The organism is Nocardiopsis sp. NPDC057823 (assembly GCF_042797335.1).
In the GTDB taxonomy this organism is placed as follows: Bacteria; Actinomycetota; Actinomycetes; order Streptosporangiales; family Streptosporangiaceae; genus Nocardiopsis; species Nocardiopsis changdeensis.
In genome coordinates, this window is sequence record NZ_JBHVLR010000002.1 from 70680 (window position 1) to 87735 (window position 17056).

Genomic DNA, 17056 nt, shown 5'->3' on the forward strand with positions numbered 1-17056 from the left:
CGTGATTTCCGTGGCGCAGGTGAGGGACGTTCCATGAGTGATTCTCGTGACGGTGGAGACCGTCGTTCCTACGGCGACCGCGACTCCCGTGGCGGACGTGACTCCGGCGGCTACGGCGGCGGGCGTTCCTACGGCGGCTCCCGTGAGGGCGGCGACCGTGGTGGTTACCGCGGTGGGCGTGACGGTGGCGACTCCCGTGGCCAGGGCGGCTTCCGGGGTGGCCGTGATGGCGGGGACCGTGGCCGTGGCGGCTACGGGGGTTCCCGTGACGACCGTGGCGGGCGCTCCTACGGCGGTTCGCGCGAGGGCGGCTTCCGCGGCGGGCGCGACGGCGACGACCGCCGCTCCTTCGGCGACCGCGGGGGCTACCGCGGCGGGCGCGACGGCGATGACCGTCGTTCGTTCGGCGACCGCGACTCGCGCGGTCCCGGCGGGCGCTCCTTCGGCGGCTCCCGCGAGGGCGGCTTCCGGGGTGGCCGTGACGGTGGGGACCGTGGCCGTGGCGGCTACGGGGGCTCGCGTGACGACCGTGGCGGGCGTTCTTACGGCGGCTCCCGTGAGGGCGGCGACCGCGGGGGCTACCGTGGCGGGCGCGACGGCGACGACCGCCGTTCCTTCAGCGGTTCGCGTGAGGGTGGCGACCGTGGTGGTTACCGCGGTGGGCGTGACGGTGGTGACTCCCGTGGCCAGGGCGGCTTCCGGGGTGGCCGTGATGGCGGGGACCGTGGCCGTGGCGGCTACGGGGGCTCGCGTGACGACCGTGGCGGGCGTTCCTACGGCGGCTCCCGTGAGGGCGGCGACCGCGGGGGCTACCGTGGCGGGCGCGACGGCGACGACCGCCGCTCCTTCGGCGACCGCGACTCGCGCGGTCCCGGCGGCCGTTCCCACGGCGGCTCCCGCGACGACCGCGGCGGGCGCTCCTTCGGCGGTTCGCGCGAGGGCGGCTTCCGCGGCGGGCGCGACGGCGACGACCGCCGCTCCTTCGGCGACCGCGACTCGCGCGGTCCCGGCGGGCGCTCCTTCGAGGGCGACCGGGACGCGCGTCCCAAGAAGCCCCGGCACAAGATCGACCACTCCGGCGACCTCCCCGGCGGCCGCAAGGTGCGCATGGGCGACATCAAGAGCGAGAACCAGCTCTCCAAGGCCGCCCGCGAGCGCCTCAACGCGCTGCGTTCGGAGTACGACCCCAAGGACGAGGACCGTCCCGACGAGGCCCGCGACAGCTACACCGACGTCGAGGGCGGCATCCGCCTCCAGAAGGCCCTCGCCGCCGCCGGCGTCGCCAGCCGCCGCGCCAGCGAGGAGATGATCGCCGCGGGCCGCGTCAGCGTGGACGGCGAGGTCGTCCGCCGCTTCGGCGCCCGGGTGGACCCGGAGAAGTCCGAGATCCGCGTCGACGGCATGCGCGTCGTCACGTCCCCGGACAAGCTCTACTTCGCGCTCAACAAGCCGCGCGGCGTCGTGAGCACCATGTGGGACCCGGAGGGCCGCCCCACCCTGGCCGACTACACCGGCCAGACCGAGGAGCGGATCTTCCACGTCGGCCGGCTCGACACCGAGACCGAGGGCCTCATCCTGCTCACCAACGACGGCGAGCTGTCCAACCGGCTCACCCACCCGCGGTACAAGGTCATCAAGACCTACATCGCCAAGGTGCCCGGCCCCGTCCCGCACAGCGTGGTCAAGCAGCTGCGCGCGGGCGTGGAGCTGGAGGACGGCCCGGTCGAGATCGACTCCTTCCGCGTGGTCGACAACGACGGCGCGAAGGCGCTGGTGGAGATCCGCCTCCACGAGGGCCGCAAGCACATCGTGCGCCGCGTCATGGAGGCCGTCGGCCACCCGGTCGCGGACCTGGCCCGCACCCAGGTCGGCCCGATCGACCTGAACACCCTCAAGCTGGGCACGATGCGGGCGCTGACCCCGCGCGAGGTCAGCGAGCTCTACAAGGCCGCCGGGCTGTAGGTCCCGGCTGGTTATACAGTTGACGGCGGTCGCGACCCGGGGTCGCGGCCGCCGTTCCCGTTCCTCCGACCGGGGACGGGAACGCGGAACGACGGACAAGGCGGGATCGACGTGGCGGTACGGGCCATTCGCGGAGCGGTGCAGGTCGACGCGGACGAACGCGGGCAGGTGCTGGAGGCCACCGCCGAACTGGTCTCCGAGGTGATGCGGCGCAACGGGTTGGAGCCGGAGGACGTCATCAGCGTGCTCTTCACGGCCACCCCGGACCTGACCAGCGAGTTCCCGGCGCTGGCCGCCCGCGAGCTCGGGTTCGTCGACGTCCCGCTGATGTGCGCCACCGAGATCGGGGTCCCGCACGCCCTGCCGCGCGTGGTGCGGCTGATGGCGCACGTGGAGACCGACCGCCCGCGCGCGGAGCTGCACCACGTGTACCTGCGGGGCGCGCAGGCGCTGCGGCTGGACATCGCGCAGTAGGCGCCGCCGCCCCGGCCGCCGTTCCGCGGACCCGTCGCGGGCGGTGCCCGCCGGACACGCCCTAATCTGGGATGACACGGAATCGGACGTACGGGGCGGGGGAGCACGGTGAGCGGGATCGGGGACGCGGGGGCGCGCGACGGACGGCCGTCCGTGCGCCGGGTCGCGGTGCTGGGGGCCGGCCTGATCGGCACGTCGATCGCGCTGGCCCTGCGTTCGCACGGCGTGGAGGTCCTGCTGTCCGACCCGGACGCGGCCGCCCTGCGGCTGGCCTGCGACCTGGGCGCGGGGGAGCCGCTGGAGGGCTCCGGCGGCCACCCGGCCGACGTCGCGGTGATCGCCGCCCCGCCCGCGGTGGTCCCGCAGGTGCTGCGCCGGGCCCAGGACGACGGGCTCGCGCACGTCTACACCGACGCGGCCAGCGTGAAGGCGAGCGTGGTGGCGGCCGCCGAGGACCTGGGCTGCGACCTGGCGACCTTCGTGCCGGGGCACCCGATGGGCGGCAGGGAGAAGCGGGGGCCGGGCGCGGCCCGCGCGGACCTGTTCCTGGGCCGCTCGTGGGCGCTGTGCCCGACCGGCAAGGCCGACCCGGGCGCGGTCGAGCGGGTCGCGGAGGTGGCCCGCCTGTGCGGGGCCGACCCGCTGGTCGTCGACGCCGCCGCGCACGACCGGGCCGTGGCGCTGGTCTCCCACGTCCCGCACCTGGCCTCCTCCGCGGTGGCGGCCCGGCTGCTCGACGCGGGCGAGGACGCCCTGACCCTGGCCGGCCAGGGCCTGCGCGACGTCACCCGGGTGGCGGGCGGCGACCCGTCGCTGTGGACGGAGATCCTCACCCACAACGCCGCCCCGGTCGCGCGGGTGCTGCGCGCGGTGGCCGAGGACCTGTTCCGGACCGCCGACGCGCTGGCCGGGCCGGACATGGAGGCCGGACCGGTGCGGGACCTGCTGGTCCGGGGCCGGGACGGGCACGGGCGCATCCCCGGCAAGCACGGCGAGCCGACGCTGCCGGACTATACGGTGATCCCGGTGGTGATCCCGGACGAGCCGGGCACCCTGGGCCGCCTGTTCGCCGCGGCCGCCGACGCCGGCGTGAACATCGAGGACGTGCGCATCGAGCACACCCCGGGCCTGCCGCTGGGCGTGGCGCAGCTGTACGTGCTGCCCGCGGGGGTGGACACCCTCGGCCGGGCGCTGGCCGCCGACGGCTGGTCGGTCCACCCGGGCGCCTGAACGGCGCGCACCGCGTGGGCGGTGCCGCGCGTGGACGCCGCGAGTGTTCCGCGCCGGTAGGCTGGGGCGTCGGCAGTACGACGAGCGGTAGAGGCAGGATCACGTGAGCGGGCAGGGCAGCACCGAGGGCATCGTCATCGCGATCGACGGTCCCTCCGGGTCGGGCAAGTCGAGCACCTCCAAGGGTGTGGCCAGGGCGCGCGGCCTGCGCTACCTCGACACCGGCGCCATGTACCGCGCGCTGACCTGGTGGATGCTCGACAACGGCGTGGACGTGCACGACTCCGCCGCGGTGGCCGCCGCCGTCGGGCGCCCGGTCATCGAGATGGGCACCGACCCGGCCGCCCCGACGGTGTCCGTCGACGGCCGCGACGTGGCCGTGGAGATCCGCACCAAGGAGGTCACCGGCAGTGTCAGCGCCGTCTCGGCGGTGCCGCGGGCCCGTGAGCTGCTGGTGAGCGCCCAGCGGGAGATCATCGACGCCGCCCGGCGCGAGTGCGCGGGCATCGTGGTGGAGGGCCGCGACATCACCACGGTGGTCGCCCCCGACGCCCCGGTGAAGCTGTTCATCACCGCCAGCGCGGAGGCCCGCGCGCAGCGCCGCAGCAAGGAGATCCGCACCGGCGACGTGGCCGGCACCCAGGCCGCCCTGGAGCTGCGGGACAAGCTGGACTCCAGCCGCGCCCACTCGCCGCTGACGCTGACTTCTGACACCGCCGAGCTGGACACCACCGGGCTGGACCTGGACGAGGTCGTCGCCCTGGTCGTCAAGCTCGTCGACGAGGCCGCCGCGGCGGCCCGCGCCTGACCCTCCGGGCGCCCGCAGGGGCCGCCCCTCCCCGGTCCGGCCCCGTGAGCGCGGGGTGACATCGGACACCGGGGGGAACACACGGACACCCGCGGAGGTTGCCCTTCGCGGTACACACGCGGACGCCGACGGCGTCCGCGCCGATCGGGCCGCCCCGTATCGCACGGGCGCGGCCGGTCGGCTTTCGCACTCCCCGCGGCACGCATCCTGGGCGCGCGGGGACTCAAGGACCGGGAGCAGTACGTGAACGACGACTTCGAGAACGCCGACATCGGCACCGGGGGCGAGACCGCCCCGCTGCCGGTGGTGGCCGTGGTGGGCCGCCCCAACGTGGGCAAGTCCAGTCTCGTCAACCGCATCATCGGCCGCCGCGAGGCCGTGGTCGAGGACGTGCCGGGGGTGACCCGGGACCGGGTCGCCTACGACGCCGAGTGGCAGAGCACCCAGTTCACCCTGGTGGACACCGGCGGCTGGGAGACCAGCGTCAGCGGGCTGGCCGCGATGGTCGCCCGCCAGGCCGAATACGCGGCGCAGACCGCCGACGTGGTCCTGTTCGTGGTGGACGCCACGGTCGGCATCACCGACGCCGACGAGGCCGTCACCCGCGTGCTGCGCGCCACCAACCGGCCCGTGGTGCTGGCGGCCAACAAGGTCGACGGCAGCATGCAGGAGTCCGACGCGCTGGAGCTGTGGAACCTGGGCGTGGGCGAGCCCTACCCCATCAGCGCCCTGCACGGCCGCGGCACCGGCGACCTGCTGGACGCCGTCGTGGCGGCCTTCCCCGAGCAGGCCCGGGAGGCCGAGGCGCCCGAGACCGAGGACGGCCCGCCGCGGGTGGCCCTGCTGGGGCGCCCGAACGTGGGCAAGTCCAGCCTCCTCAACCGGCTCGCCGGCGAGGACCGCGTGGTCGTGGACTCGGTGGCGGGCACCACCCGCGACGCCGTCGACGAGCTGATCGAGCTGGGCGGCAAGACCTGGAAGTTCATCGACACCGCCGGCATCCGCCGCCGGTTCCGCGCCCTCCAGGGCGCCGACTACTACGCCACCATGCGCACCGGCACCGCCCTGGAGCGGGCCGAGGTCGCGGTGGTCCTGATGGACGTCAGCGAACCGCTGGCCGAGCAGGACATCCGCGTGGTCGAGCAGGTGGTGGAGGCCGGCCGCGGCCTGGTGCTGGCGTTCAACAAGTGGGACATCCTCGACGAGGAGCGCCGGATCTACCTGGAGAAGGAGATCGACCGCCAGCTGGCGCGGGTCGCCTGGGCGCCCCGGGTGAACATCTCCGCCCGGACCGGCCGCCACATGGAGAAGCTGGTCCCGGCGATCGAGACGAGCCTGGCCGGCTGGTCCCAGCGCATCCCGACGGGGCAGCTGAACAACTGGCTCAAGGAGCTGGTGGCGGCGACCCCGCCGCCGGTGCGCGGAGGCAAGCAGCCCAAGATCCTGTTCGCGACGCAGGCGGGGGCGAAGCCGCCGCAGTTCGTGCTGTTCACCACCGGGTTCCTGGAGGACAACTACCGGCGGTTCATCGAGCGGCGCCTGCGCGAGGACTTCGGGTTCGAGGGCTCGCCGATCCACATCAGCATGAGGATCCGGGAGAAGAAGGGCGGGCCCGTGGGCAAGGCGTCCAAGGGCAGTGTGCGCCCGGACCGCCAGCGCCGCCGCCGCTGACCGCGCACGGGCGCGGCCCGGACGCCGAAGGGGGCGCCTCCCGGCAGGGAGGCGCCCCCTTCGCCTGTCCGCGGCTCAGGACTCGGAGGGCAGCCTGCGCACGTTGCTGGGCGGCACGTGGGGCCCGCTCTCGCCGGTGGGGCGCGGGTAGGGCAGCCGGGTGCCGCCCGGGGTGTGCTCGGGCACGGGGATGGCGGGCGCGCCCGGCAGCGGGCGCCCGGCGCTCTCCTGCATCCGCCACACCACGACCAGGCCGACGGCGCCGGCCGCCATCACCGGCCAGGCGGGCGAGTAGAGGTTGCCGGTGGACTGCACCAGCGACTCGGCCACCAGCGGGGTGGTGCCGCCGAACAGCGCCACCGAGATGTTGAAGCTGATCGCCAGCGCGCCGTAGCGGACGCTGGTCGGGAAGAACGCCGGGAGCGTCGCCGGGGCGGCGCCGGAGAAGTGCACCAGGGTGATCGCCAGCACCACGATGCCCAGGGCCACCCCCGCCGGGTTGCCGGTCTGCAGCAGCCAGAACGCGGGCAGGGTGAGCACGATGGAGAACAGGCTGCCCGACAGCAGCACGGGCCTGCGCCCCACCCGGTCGCTGAGCCGCCCGAACCCGGTGACGGCGACCAGCATGAGGACCATCGCGGCCAGGGTGAGCAGCAGGGCCGCGGTCGAGCCGTACCCCAGCTCGGCCTCCAGGTAGGTGGGCATGTACGCCGTCACCATGTAGTTGTTGACGTTGAACACGAGCACCAGGCCGATGCACAGCAGCATGTTCCGCCACTGGCCGACGACGGTCTCGCGCAGCTGCCCCTTGCGGCGGTGCCCCTCGGGGTCCTTGGCGAACCCCTCGGCGTGCTCGGCGCTGTCGGAGAACACCGGTGTCTCCTCCAGCTTGACCCGCAGGTAGAGGCCGACGGCGCCGAGCGGCAGGGCGAGCAGGAAGGGGATGCGCCAGCCCCAGGCGAGCATGGTGTCCGGGCCCAGCAGCAGGGTCAGGACGGTGACGATGGCGGCGCCGCCCACGTACCCGCTGACGGTGCCGAACTCCAGCCAGGAGGAGAGGAAGCCGCGGCGCTTGTCGGGCGCGTACTCGGCGATGAAGGTGGTGGCGCCGCCGTACTCGCCGCCGGTGGAGAAGCCCTGGAGCATGCGGGCGACGAGCAGCAGGACCGGCGCGGCGATGCCGATGGTGGCGGCCGAGGGGATGAGCCCGATGCAGAACGTGCTGACCGCCATGAGCAGCATGGTGAAGGCCAGCACGTGCTTGCGGCCGATCCGGTCGCCCAGCGGGCCGAAGAACAGGCCGCCGAGCGGGCGCACGAGGAAGGCCGCGGCGAACGTGGTGAAGGTGGCGATGAGCTGCACGCCCTGGGACTGCGAGGGGTAGAACACCAGGCCGATGGTGACGGCCAGGTAGCTGTAGACGCCGAAGTCGTACCACTCGGTGGCGTTGCCGATCGCGGCGGCGGTGACGGCCTTGCGGGTGGTGCGGTGCTCGGTGGCCAGCGCCGCCGGCTGCTTCGCGGCCGCCTCGCCCGGCGGATTCCCGGGCTGCTCCCCGGGCCGGTTCTCGCTCACGTGTCCCCCTCCATGAAATCACTCAAAGCAACACGATAGCGACCTTGTGTGATATTGCCTGGATTGTCGGGGTGTTCCGTCCGTGTCGCCCCATGCCTCCGGCGCGGAGGGGCGGTGACGGAGGAGCGGTAACGTGGTCGGTGTCGCCCGGGAGGAGAGGAACATGGACAAGGTCCTGGTCAGCGCCTGCCTGGCGGGCCGCCCGGTCCGCTACGACGGCCGCGCCAAGACCGTCGACGACGCCCTGCTCGACCGCTGGCGCGCCGAGGGGCGCATGGTGGTGCACTGCCCCGAGGTGGCGGGCGGGCTGCCCGTGCCGCGGCCGCCCGCCGAGATCGAGCCCGGGGCCACCGCCGCCGACGTGCTCGACGGCGGGGCCCGCATCCTCACCCCCGACGGCGACGACGTCACCGCGTACTTCGTCGCGGGGGCCCGCGCCGCCCTGGCCTTCGCACGCGAGCGCGGGGCGACCGTGGCCGTCCTGAAGGAGTCCAGCCCCTCCTGCGGGCTCCACGAGGTCTACGACGGCACCTTCACCGGGCGGAAGCGCGTCGGGCGCGGGGTCACCGCCCACCTGCTGGCCGGGAACGGCGTCGCGGTCTTCAACGAGCACGGGCTCGCCGCCGCCGACGCCCGCCTGCGGGGCGCCGGCGACGGCCGGGCTCAGGAGCGCACGACCTCGTAGCGGGCGCAGGCGAAGGCCCCCGTCCGGTGCACGTCCAGCGGCCGGAGGTCCACCCGGCCCGCCAGCAGCGGGGCGCCCGACCCCAGCGTGACCGGGGCGATGGACACGATCACCTCGTCCAGCAGGCCCAGCCGGGCCAGGTCCGCGGCGATCCGGCCGCCGCCGAGCAGCCACAGGTCCTTGCCCCCGGCCGACTCCACCACCTTCGCGTGCAGGGCCCGCAGCTCGTCGTCGGAGTCGGCGGCCGCGAACCGGATGTCGTTCGCGCCCTTGAACGGCGGCAGCTCCCGGTGGGTCAGCACCCAGGACGGCATGTCGTAGGCCCAGTCCTTGTCGCCCTCGTGCCGGTGCACCCACTCGTAGGTCGTGGCCCCCATGAGGACGGCGCCGACCCCCTTCATGAACTCCTCGACCTCGCTCTCTGCGCTCTCGCCCTGCGCCACGCCCTCGGCCTCCGCGGCGAACAGCCACTCCAGAGAATGGTCCTCCGTGGCGAGGAAGCCGTCCAGGCTCGTCGCGGTGTTGTAGACGGTCCGGGTCATGATGTGCCTCCGTATCGGTCCTGCAACCACTCGATGGGATCCCCGTGGTCCACCTCCACCCCCTCGGCGCGCAGCATGTGCCGCACCAGCTGCCTGCGGTGCGCCGCGTACGTCAGGACGTGCGCGACCACCGACCCCAGCACGAAGCTCTCCGGCGGATCGCACAGGGCGTCGACCAGGCGGTCGCCCCAGGCGCCGCGGCGGCCGATGCCCTCGACCGTCGCCACCCAGTGCGGGCCGATCACCCGGTGCCGCTCGGCGAGCTCCTCCAGGCCGTCGCCGCCGCGCTCGGGGAAGTCCGTGCCGTCGACGGACGCGCACCACACCTCCTTGGCCCACACCAGGTGGTCCAGGACGGCGGCGATCGACTCCTCGGGCCCGTCCCAGGTGAGGACGGTCCACCCGGGGGCGTGCACCCTGCGGTAGGCCTCCTCCGACAGCCCGGAGGCCGCCTCGATCAGCCGACCGGTGTCGGCGATGTCGTGGTGGACCTGCAGGGACACGACGTCCATCGCGGGGCGCTCCTGGGGTGGCGACTCGATCCACAGGTGGATCGGGGGGTGGAAGTGGATGCCGTTCGGCGCGGGCAGCCAGGTGCCGCTGCCGGAGGTGGTCGCCCCCGGCGGGTGCCCGAAGGCCCGCCCGAACGCGCGGATGAACCCCTCCACCGACCGGTAGCCCGCGGCGAATGCGGCGTCGGTGACGCTGGACCCCTGCCGGATCTGCCAGGCGGCCCGCTCCAGCAGCACCCGGCGGCGCAGCGCCACGGGTGACTCCCCGGTGTCGCGGCTCAGCCGCCGGGAGAAGTGGAACGGCGAGCTGTAGGCCCGCTCGGCCATGGCGGCCAAGGCGGTGCCCTCACCGCCGTCCTCGTCCGCCAGGACCGCGTCGAGGAGCTCGCGGAGCCGGTCCCGGCCGGTGGTGGGTTCGGTCATGGGACCAGTATGTTCGGGCGGCCCCGGGCGGCGCTTGACCGTTCTTGCGCACCCGTGTCGGGGCGGGCCCGCGCGGGCGGTGGGCGGCCGCGCCGCCGCGGCGTAGGGTGTGCCGCATCCGGCCGGGGGCACCGGGCCTTCGGCCCCGCGGAGGAGCGAGGGCACATGCGACTGGTCTGCGTACTCGACACCGGCGACCTGCGGGCCGCGGCCGACTTCTGGTGCGCCGTGCTCGGCTTCGAGCGGGAGGAGGCGCAGCACGGCCCGTACCTGGCGCTGCGCGACCCGGGCGGGCGGTGGCCCGACCTGCTGCTGCAACAGGTGCCCGAGCCCAAGGCGGGCAAGAACCGGATGCACCTGGACATGGTCGTCCACGACGTGGAGGCCGAGATCGCGCGGGTCCGCGCCCTGGGCGCGCGGGTGCTGCGGCCCGTCTTCGAGGAGGACGGTCACCTGCTGGCGGTCCTGGCCGACCCCGAGGGCAACGAGTTCTGCCTGGTCGAGCGGCTTGACGGCACCCTGGGCGGATGACCGGCCCGGGAGGCGGGGCCGCGTGTGTGCGTTCCGGGCCCGGGGGTAGCGGACCCGTCGAGGGGACCGGGAGGAGACGCCATGAGAGGGCGTGAAGTGACGGTGCACACCGCGGACGCCGCACTCGACGGGGACCTGGACCTGCCGCCCGCCGCCGTCGGCGCGGTGGCCTTCGCCCACGGCAGCGGCAGCTCCCGGCGCAGCCCCCGCAACCGGGCCGTCGCCGCCGTCCTGCGGGACGCGGGGATCGCGACGCTGCTGTTCGACCTGCTCACCCCGGAGGAGGAGCGCGTCGACCAGGCCACGGCCGGGCTGCGCTTCGACATCGGTCTGCTCACCGGGCGCCTCACGGGCGCGGTGGACCGGCTGGCGGAGTGGGAGGGCACGGCGGGGCTGCCGGTCGGGCTGTTCGGCGCCAGCACGGGGGCCGCCGCGGCCCTGCGGTGCGCGGCCGAGCGCCCCGGACGGGTGGCCGCCGTGGTCTCCCGCGGCGGCCGCCCCGACCTGGCCGGCGAGGAGGCGCTGCGGCGGGTGCGCGCCCCGGTCCTGTTCGTCGTCGGCGGCGCGGACACGCGTGTGCTGGAACTCAACGAGCGCGCCCTCGGCGAACTCGGCGGGCCCGGCCGGATCCACGTGGTCCCCGGCGCCGGGCACCTGTTCGAGGAGGAGGGCGCCCTGGAGGAGGCGGCCCGCGCCGCCTCCGCCTGGTTCGCCCGCGCGATGGGCGGACGCGGGGAATGAGGGAGGTGCGGCGCCGCGCACCCGCAATTGCGGTGCGGAGGGTCCGGCGGATGCGATAGAGTCTTTCCCGTCGGCGAGGCCAGCGGCCTGGCCCGACGGGACGTAGCGCAGTTTGGCAGCGCACTTGACTGGGGGTCAAGGGGTCGTGGGTTCAAATCCCGCCGTCCCGACAGGCGAAGGGCGTTCACGCGAGTGAACGCCCTTCTTCGTGTTCCGGGCGTGTGTCCGACGCGCGGGCCGGGGCGCCGGCGCCCCGGCCGGTCACAGGGAGCCGGCCAGCTCCCGGCAGGCCCGGGCGCAGCGGCGGCACGCCTCGGCGCACACCCGGCAGTGCTCGTGCATGGAGGCGTGCCGCTCGCACTCGTCGGCGCAGCTCTCGCAGGCCAGCGCGCAGGCCTCCAGCACCGCGCGGGCGACGTCGGCGTCGTGGCCGGTGCGGCGCGAGATCACCCGACCGGTGGTCTCGCACAGGTCGGCGCAGTCGAGGTCGGTGCGCACGCACGTGACCAGCTCCGCGACCGCCTCCTCGCCCAGGCAGGCGTCCGCGCAGGCGGTACAGGCCTGGGCGCATTCGAAGCACGCCTCGATGCACACCCGCAGCTTCTCGCCGTCCACCCCGCCCGGACCCCCGGGGTGGCTCTCCAGCATCCGACCCGCCGTACTCATGACGCCTCCTGGCACAGTGGGGCTCCGGCCCGGACGCCGGACCCCGTCCTGTTCGCCACTGACCGCCGGACGCGGCGGTAAACGCCGCGTCCCAGGTCAGGGGGTCGTGCTCCCTACGGGGCCCACATGTCCACGAAGGTGAGCACCCGGTCCAGGCGCAGGGCGGCCAGGTCCCGGCGCAGGACCAGCCAGTGGACCACGAGCCCGTCCAGCCCGACCTCGTCCAGGGCGTCGTCGCCGCAGCGCCAGGTGGCCAGCAGCGTCCAGTCGTCGCGGCCGCCCGTGCGGGTGCGCTCGGAGCCCTCCTCGTCCGGGTCGTAGCCGCGGAGGCCCTCCAGGGGGTCGATGTCGGGGACCAGAGGGTGGCCGCCCAGCTGTAGGCGCCAGTCGCCGCCGCCGTCACCGCCCGCGGCCTGCCACGCCTCGGACAGCCTGTAGGTCCGCTCGTACTCGTCCTGGGGCGGGGGATCCCCGTACTGACTCCTGGTGAAGCTCCCGGACTCCTGGGCGCTGGACGCGTACGCCACCGTGCGCAGCTCCCGCCCGGGGAAGAGCTCCCTGCCCTCGCCGTCGGGGAGCTCGGCCGTCGCCGTCCCGGCGGGGACGTACCGCACCACGTCCTCGCGGCGCCCCGTGAAGTCGATGTCCGGCACGGCGAAGAACAGCAGGTGGCCGTCGGCGGGCAGCGGCAGGTCGGTGGCGTCCGCGCGCAGGAGGGCGCAGTCGACGGAGGCGACGAAGCCGTGCGGGGGCACGGGCGCCCCGTGCGGCAGCCGCGGCCGCCCGCCCAGGCGGGCCGCCACCGGTCCGTCGCCGCCGTCCGCCAGGTACGCCGCGGGCCGGAGGGACCGCACCCACCTCTCCGCGGCGTCCGGCGGCAGGCCCCGCTCCGCTGCTCCGGCGCGGAAACGCCGCACCCTGTCCACGGTCTCGTCCGTTCCGTTCGTCACGCGGACACCGTAGACCCTGCGGCGGACGTTCCCGCCCCCGGTCCGGGCGGGCGGCGCCGCCACGGCACCGCTCGCCCGGGCCTCGGGGTCAGGGCTTGCGGCCGACGCCGCCGTACTGGTCCAGGCCGCGCTTGGTGTGGGCCTCCAGGGGCGCCGGGCGCCACCGGGGGCAGGGCACCACACCGGGTTCGAGCAGCTCCAGGCCCTCGAACCGGGCGGCGATGAACTCCGGGCTGCGCAGCAGGTACGGGACGTCGCCCTGCTCGTTGCCGGCCTCGATGGCCCTGTTGTAGGCCTCGCTGGTGTTGGCGCCGTCGTAGCTGGCCAGGTAGCTGCCGGAGGGCAGGGCGTCCAGCAGGCGGCGCACGATCGGCTGGACGTCGTCCTCGGGGATGTGGCCCAGGATCCCCATGAGCATGAGCGCGACGGGCTGGTCGAAGTCCAGGGTCTTGGCGGCGCGCTCCAGGATCGTGTCGGGGTCGCGCAGGTCGGCGTCGATGTAGTCGGTGGCCCCCTCGGGGGTGCCGACCAGCAGGGCGCGCGCGTGCGCGAGCACGAGGGGGTCGTTGTCCACGTAGACCACCCGGCACTCCGGGGCGATCGACTGGGCGACCTCGTGGGTGTTGTCGGCGGTGGGCATCCCGGTGCCGATGTCGAGGAACTGGCGGATGCCCACGTCCCGCGTCAGGTGGGTGACGACGCGGATGAGGAACTTCCGGCTGGTGCGGGCCAGGTCCACGATCTCCGGGAAGCCCTCGGCCACCGCGTCGCCCGCGATCCGGTCGATCGGGTAGTGGTCCTTGCCGCCCATCCAGTAGTTCCAGATCCGGGCCGAGTGGGTCCGGGTGGTGTCGATGGCCGGGGGGCGGTCGTCGGAGCCCGCGGGGGAGGACGGGGACGGGGCGTCGGTCATGGGGCAACCACCTCGGTGCGCAGGGGGCCGCCGCGGAGGCGGGCCGTCGGCGTCCGAACGCCGCAAAGCCCGGCCACGGCGGGGTTCTCGTTCGCCCCCACACTAGACGACACCGCACCCGCCGGATCCGCCGCGCCGTCCGCGGAACACGTGGGGCCCGGTCGCCGAGCACTTGACCCCGACGCGGCGTCAGGGCGCACCATGGCGGCATGACGAGGAGAGAAGCGGGGTCCCCGCTGTCGGACGACGACAAGCGCGAGGTCTGGGGCGGTTTCGCGGACCGCGAGGAGGAGTACCTCGACGAGGTCGAACACCGGTGGGGCGGCACCGAGGCGTACGCCGACTCCGCCCGGCGCGTCGCCGGGTACGGCCGGGCCGAGTGGGAGCGGATCAACCGGGACAACGCGGCCATCGAGGCGAGGATCCGCGAACTGATGGCCGCCGGCGCGGACCCGCGCGGCACGGAGGCGATGGACGTCGCGGAGGCGTCCCGGCTCCACGTGTCGCGGTGGTTCTACGCGATGGACCACGGGTTCCACGTGGCCAAGAGCGAGCTCTACGTCCAGGACGAGAGGTACCGGCAGGGCATCGAGGAGAACACCGCCCCCGGCGCCGCGGAGTGGCTGCGGGCCGCGATCGTCGCGAACGCGGAGCGGGCCCGGCGGCGGGAACGGGCGCGGGAAGGGGGCTGAGCCGGTCCGGCCCCGGGGTGCCGTCGGCCGGCGGCGGGTCAGGAGGGCAGGGCCACCTCGCGCAGCGGGTCGCCGCCGTCGATGAGCAGCACGCCTCCCGGCACGAGGGCGCGGGCGAGTCGTTCGAGCGCGAGCGCGCCGGCGCGGGGGTGGCGCCCGTCGAACGCGCCCACCCGGACGGCGAAGGCGAGGTCGTAGGGCTCCTCGCCCTCGGCGAGCTCCAGTTGCTCGGCGGTGCCCTGCCGGGCGGTGAGCAGGCCCGCCGCGATCAGGTCCGGCGCCGAGCGGGTGAGCTGCGCGATCGCGGCGGCGGAGCGGTCGACCGCGAGCACGTGGCCGTCCGGGCCGACCCGGTGCGCGACCTCGCGCGCCGCGGCGCCCGGGCCGCAGCCGATCTCGATCACGCGCAGACCGGGACGCAGCGGGAGGGCGTCGACGACCGCCCGCAGCCGTGGGGACAAGGCGCTCATGCGGACATGGTAGGCGGACGGCGGCCGCCGCGGCGGGTTCCGCCGTGCAGGGTTCCTCTGCCCCGCCGTCCCGCCGTGCCGGGTTCCTTCGCCCCGCGTCCCGCCGTGCCGCGGTCGGCACGGCGGGACGCCCGGGAACCGCCGGTCGGGGGCTAGCGGGTCGGGGGGACGGCGGGGACGAGGAGCTCGACGTTGCGGTCGCGGGCCGAGCCCAGGTTCGCGCCGTCGGCGTAGGGGTCGTTGACCGACAGCTCCCGGTACAGCGAGGCCAGGCCGTCCGCCGAGAAGTCGCCGTGCTCCACCCGGTAGGGGCTGTCCGCCTCGATGAGCGTGGTGAACAGCGACACCGTGCCGTCGGCGTTGTCCACGATCTCGATGCAGCGGGCCAGCTGCGGGTGGTCGATGTGCGAGGCGGTGTTGATCTCCCAGAACCCGCACTCGGGGCGGTCGGCGGTGTGCGCCCGCACGGTGTTGCGGTGGGTGTGCCCGTTCACCCAGGCCAGGACGTTGGGGTACCGCTTGAGCAGCGACACCAGCACCCCGCCCGTGTAGCGCAGCTCGGCGGGGCGGCGCCGGTCCGGCAGCGGGTTGTCCATGGTGTCGCTGGTGTGGTGGCTGAACAGTACGAACAGCTCGCCGGTCACCTGCTGGGAGCGCCGCCGCCCGAGGAGGTCGTAGTAGACCGGGCTGCCCGCGCGCAGGGTGTTCTCCAGCCAGCGGTACTGGGTGTGCCCGATCGAGCCGTTGGCCAGCCCGGCGAGGGTGGTGGTGTCGAGGCTGATCCCGGTCACGCCCTCGGCGATGGTGAACGTGTAGAAGCAGTCCACCCCGTCGGCGTTCTCCTCGGTGAAGCCGTGGCCGACCGGCCCGGGGCCGGTGTTGGCCCCGTCGCGGTGGGCGGCGACGAACCCGGCCGTGTCGAAGGGGGCGCGGCGCTCGTCGGCCGTGACGGTGGAGACGATCGACCCGGCCGCGGTCGCCGCCCCCGGCTCGGCCAGCCCCTCGACGGCGGCGGGCAGTTCGCCGACGCTGTCGGCCTCGGTCATGGCCTCGGCGGTGCGGGCGGCGGCCCGGTCGTCGGTGTACATGATCTTGCGGTCGCCGGTGAAGCACTCGGTCAGGGTCCCGGCGGGCAGGGACCCGGCCGGGGTGTCGTCGTGGTTGCCGATGGTGCAGTACCAGGGGACGTCGAGCCCGGGGGCGCGGAACCCGGCCCGGGCGGCGGCCAGGAACCCGGGCAGGACGGGGAAGCCGTGGTCGGCCTTGTAGCGGTCGGCGAGGTCGCGCTCGGGGTGCCAGTACAGCTCGGACCCGCTGTCCTGGACGCCCTCGTAGCGGCCCGGATCGCCGGTGTCGGGGGTGAGGTCTCCGCCGTTGAACACGGCCATGAGCCAGTCGAGTTCGATCAGCTCGTGGTTGTCGGTGTTGTCGCCGGTGGTCATGACGAAGTCGAAGGGGCGCCCGGTGATCGGCCCGACCCGCAGGGAGTTCACCCGGGAGACCAGGGCGGAGGCGCCGACGGCGGACAGGGTCTCCTGCGGGCGGTGGGCGCTGGAGCCGAGCAGGGGGTGGGTGTACTCGAAGCGGACCGGGCTCTGGGCGTCCACGATGTGCAGGTCGGTGAACTGGACGAACGCGGCCAGGGGGACGCGCCGGTCGTCGCGGCCGGACCGGGCGGGGACGAGGTCCTCGCGGACCTCCAGCGGCCAGCCGGGGCCCGCGGACAGGAGGCGGTAGCCGTCGCCGACGGCCGCGGCGGCCTGGACCAGGGTGGTGCCCTCGGGGGCGGCGGCCCGGGCCAGGCTCCGGCGGACGAGTCGGTCGAGGGAGGCGGCGTCGAGTGCGTGCGCGGGGGCGGCCAGGCCCAGCCCGGCTGCGGTCCCCAGGAGGCCGCTCCCCAGGAGGAAGCGGCGGCGGTCGAGGGAGGCCATGGGCACGGTGTCCTTTCGGCCCGGGGGCGGGCCTTGCGGGGGACGGGGCGTCGTCATTGAAGACCGGGACCGGCCCGTTGGCAACGGGGGTGCGGGCGGGGGCCCGCACCCCCGCGGGGAGGGGCGCGGGGCCGGTGGGTACGATTCCCGGTTCGGCTCCGGATCGGGAACGCTCGGTGACGGAGCACCGACCCCGCGTGTGTCCCGGCCGGTCACCGCGGTGTCGGAGCCCGGTGGCCGGCCGTTCGCGGCGGCCTCGGTGAACCGTCATAAAGGTGAG

The 17056-nt window shown here is 74.8% G+C and carries 17 protein-coding genes and 1 tRNA gene; 10 read left to right on the plus strand and 8 right to left on the minus strand.

The features are described 5' to 3' along the window. Positions 1–33 precede the first annotated feature (33 nt). From ACFVNO_RS04615 to der, 5 genes are all read left to right on the plus strand, one after another. The gene (locus tag ACFVNO_RS04615; RefSeq protein ID WP_378889332.1) at positions 34–1962 is read left to right on the plus strand and encodes a pseudouridine synthase; all 1929 of its coding nucleotides are present in this window, start codon (positions 34–36) and stop codon (positions 1960–1962) included. Between the two features lie 111 nt (positions 1963–2073). Continuing rightward, the gene (gene aroH, locus ACFVNO_RS04620; RefSeq protein ID WP_220562414.1) at positions 2074–2436 is read left to right on the plus strand and encodes a chorismate mutase; all 363 of its coding nucleotides are present in this window, start codon (positions 2074–2076) and stop codon (positions 2434–2436) included. Between the two features lie 117 nt (positions 2437–2553). Then, positions 2554–3666 carry a prephenate dehydrogenase gene (locus ACFVNO_RS04625; protein ID WP_378889966.1) on the plus strand — a complete coding sequence of 371 codons (1113 nt, stop codon included), beginning with the start codon at positions 2554–2556 and terminating at the stop codon, positions 3664–3666. 103 nt (positions 3667–3769) lie between these two features. Next, positions 3770–4474, plus strand: coding sequence for a (d)CMP kinase (gene cmk / locus ACFVNO_RS04630; RefSeq protein ID WP_378889336.1), 705 nt, complete (start codon positions 3770–3772; stop codon positions 4472–4474). Positions 4475–4681: 207 nt separating this feature from the next. Further along, positions 4682–6145 (plus strand): ribosome biogenesis GTPase Der, encoded by a 1464-nt coding sequence (gene der, locus ACFVNO_RS04635; protein WP_378889969.1) that lies wholly within the window; start codon positions 4682–4684, stop codon positions 6143–6145. Between the two features lie 75 nt (positions 6146–6220). Here der and ACFVNO_RS04640 read toward each other — a convergent pair whose 3' ends face one another. Continuing rightward, complete coding sequence (locus ACFVNO_RS04640) at positions 6221–7648, minus strand: MFS transporter (RefSeq protein WP_378889972.1); 1428 nt, start codon at positions 7646–7648, stop codon at positions 6221–6223. 235 nt (positions 7649–7883) lie between these two features. Here ACFVNO_RS04640 and ACFVNO_RS04645 point away from each other — a divergent pair, with 235 nt between their 5' ends. After that, complete coding sequence (locus ACFVNO_RS04645) at positions 7884–8405, plus strand: DUF523 domain-containing protein (protein WP_355256040.1); 522 nt, start codon at positions 7884–7886, stop codon at positions 8403–8405. Here the strand turns inward: ACFVNO_RS04645 and ACFVNO_RS04650 are convergent. Further along, entirely contained in the window at positions 8384–8947 is a 564-nt protein-coding gene (locus tag ACFVNO_RS04650; RefSeq protein ID WP_355255894.1) for a dihydrofolate reductase family protein, read from the minus strand. The two genes, ACFVNO_RS04645 and ACFVNO_RS04650, sit on opposite strands and share 22 nt — an antisense overlap. Continuing rightward, positions 8944–9882 (minus strand): helix-turn-helix domain-containing protein, encoded by a 939-nt coding sequence (locus ACFVNO_RS04655; RefSeq protein ID WP_220562408.1) that lies wholly within the window; start codon positions 9880–9882, stop codon positions 8944–8946. Before ACFVNO_RS04655 ends, ACFVNO_RS04650 begins: the two co-directional genes overlap by 4 nt. A 165-nt stretch (positions 9883–10047) precedes the next feature. On the opposite strand from ACFVNO_RS04655, the gene ACFVNO_RS04660 reads away from it, so the two are divergent. The 3 genes from ACFVNO_RS04660 (at position 10048) to ACFVNO_RS04670 (ending at position 11324) form a co-directional block, all read left to right on the plus strand. Then, on the plus strand, positions 10048–10413 hold the full coding sequence (locus tag ACFVNO_RS04660) for a VOC family protein (protein WP_355255891.1): 366 nt from the start codon (positions 10048–10050) through the stop codon (positions 10411–10413). Positions 10414–10494: 81 nt separating this feature from the next. Further along, on the plus strand, positions 10495–11154 hold the full coding sequence (locus ACFVNO_RS04665) for a dienelactone hydrolase family protein (protein ID WP_378889341.1): 660 nt from the start codon (positions 10495–10497) through the stop codon (positions 11152–11154). Between the two features lie 96 nt (positions 11155–11250). Next, positions 11251–11324: transfer RNA gene (locus tag ACFVNO_RS04670), tRNA-Pro, on the plus strand. A gap of 91 nt (positions 11325–11415) precedes the next feature. On the opposite strand, the gene ACFVNO_RS04675 is transcribed toward ACFVNO_RS04670, so the two are convergent. From ACFVNO_RS04675 to ACFVNO_RS04685, 3 genes are all read right to left on the minus strand, one after another. Continuing rightward, positions 11416–11820 carry a four-helix bundle copper-binding protein gene (locus ACFVNO_RS04675; RefSeq protein ID WP_355255885.1) on the minus strand — a complete coding sequence of 135 codons (405 nt, stop codon included), beginning with the start codon at positions 11818–11820 and terminating at the stop codon, positions 11416–11418. Between the two features lie 113 nt (positions 11821–11933). Further along, on the minus strand, positions 11934–12770 hold the full coding sequence (locus ACFVNO_RS04680; RefSeq protein WP_378889345.1) for a DUF1963 domain-containing protein: 837 nt from the start codon (positions 12768–12770) through the stop codon (positions 11934–11936). Between the two features lie 88 nt (positions 12771–12858). Next, positions 12859–13683 carry an SAM-dependent methyltransferase gene (locus tag ACFVNO_RS04685; protein WP_355255879.1) on the minus strand — a complete coding sequence of 275 codons (825 nt, stop codon included), beginning with the start codon at positions 13681–13683 and terminating at the stop codon, positions 12859–12861. A gap of 209 nt (positions 13684–13892) precedes the next feature. On the opposite strand from ACFVNO_RS04685, the gene ACFVNO_RS04690 reads away from it, so the two are divergent. Then, a complete protein-coding gene (locus tag ACFVNO_RS04690) occupies positions 13893–14375 on the plus strand; it encodes a TipAS antibiotic-recognition domain-containing protein (protein ID WP_378889349.1) in 483 nt (160 codons plus the stop codon). A 38-nt stretch (positions 14376–14413) separates the two neighbouring features. Here ACFVNO_RS04690 and ACFVNO_RS04695 read toward each other — a convergent pair whose 3' ends face one another. Both ACFVNO_RS04695 and ACFVNO_RS04700 read right to left on the minus strand, forming a co-directional pair. Beyond that, the gene (locus ACFVNO_RS04695; protein ID WP_220562397.1) at positions 14414–14845 is read right to left on the minus strand and encodes a cyclopropane-fatty-acyl-phospholipid synthase family protein; all 432 of its coding nucleotides are present in this window, start codon (positions 14843–14845) and stop codon (positions 14414–14416) included. 152 nt (positions 14846–14997) lie between these two features. Next, positions 14998–16776: a TIGR03767 family metallophosphoesterase gene (locus tag ACFVNO_RS04700; protein ID WP_378889352.1), complete on the minus strand. Its 1779-nt coding sequence runs from the start codon at positions 16774–16776 to the stop codon at positions 14998–15000. Between the last annotated feature and the right edge of the window lie 280 nt (positions 16777–17056).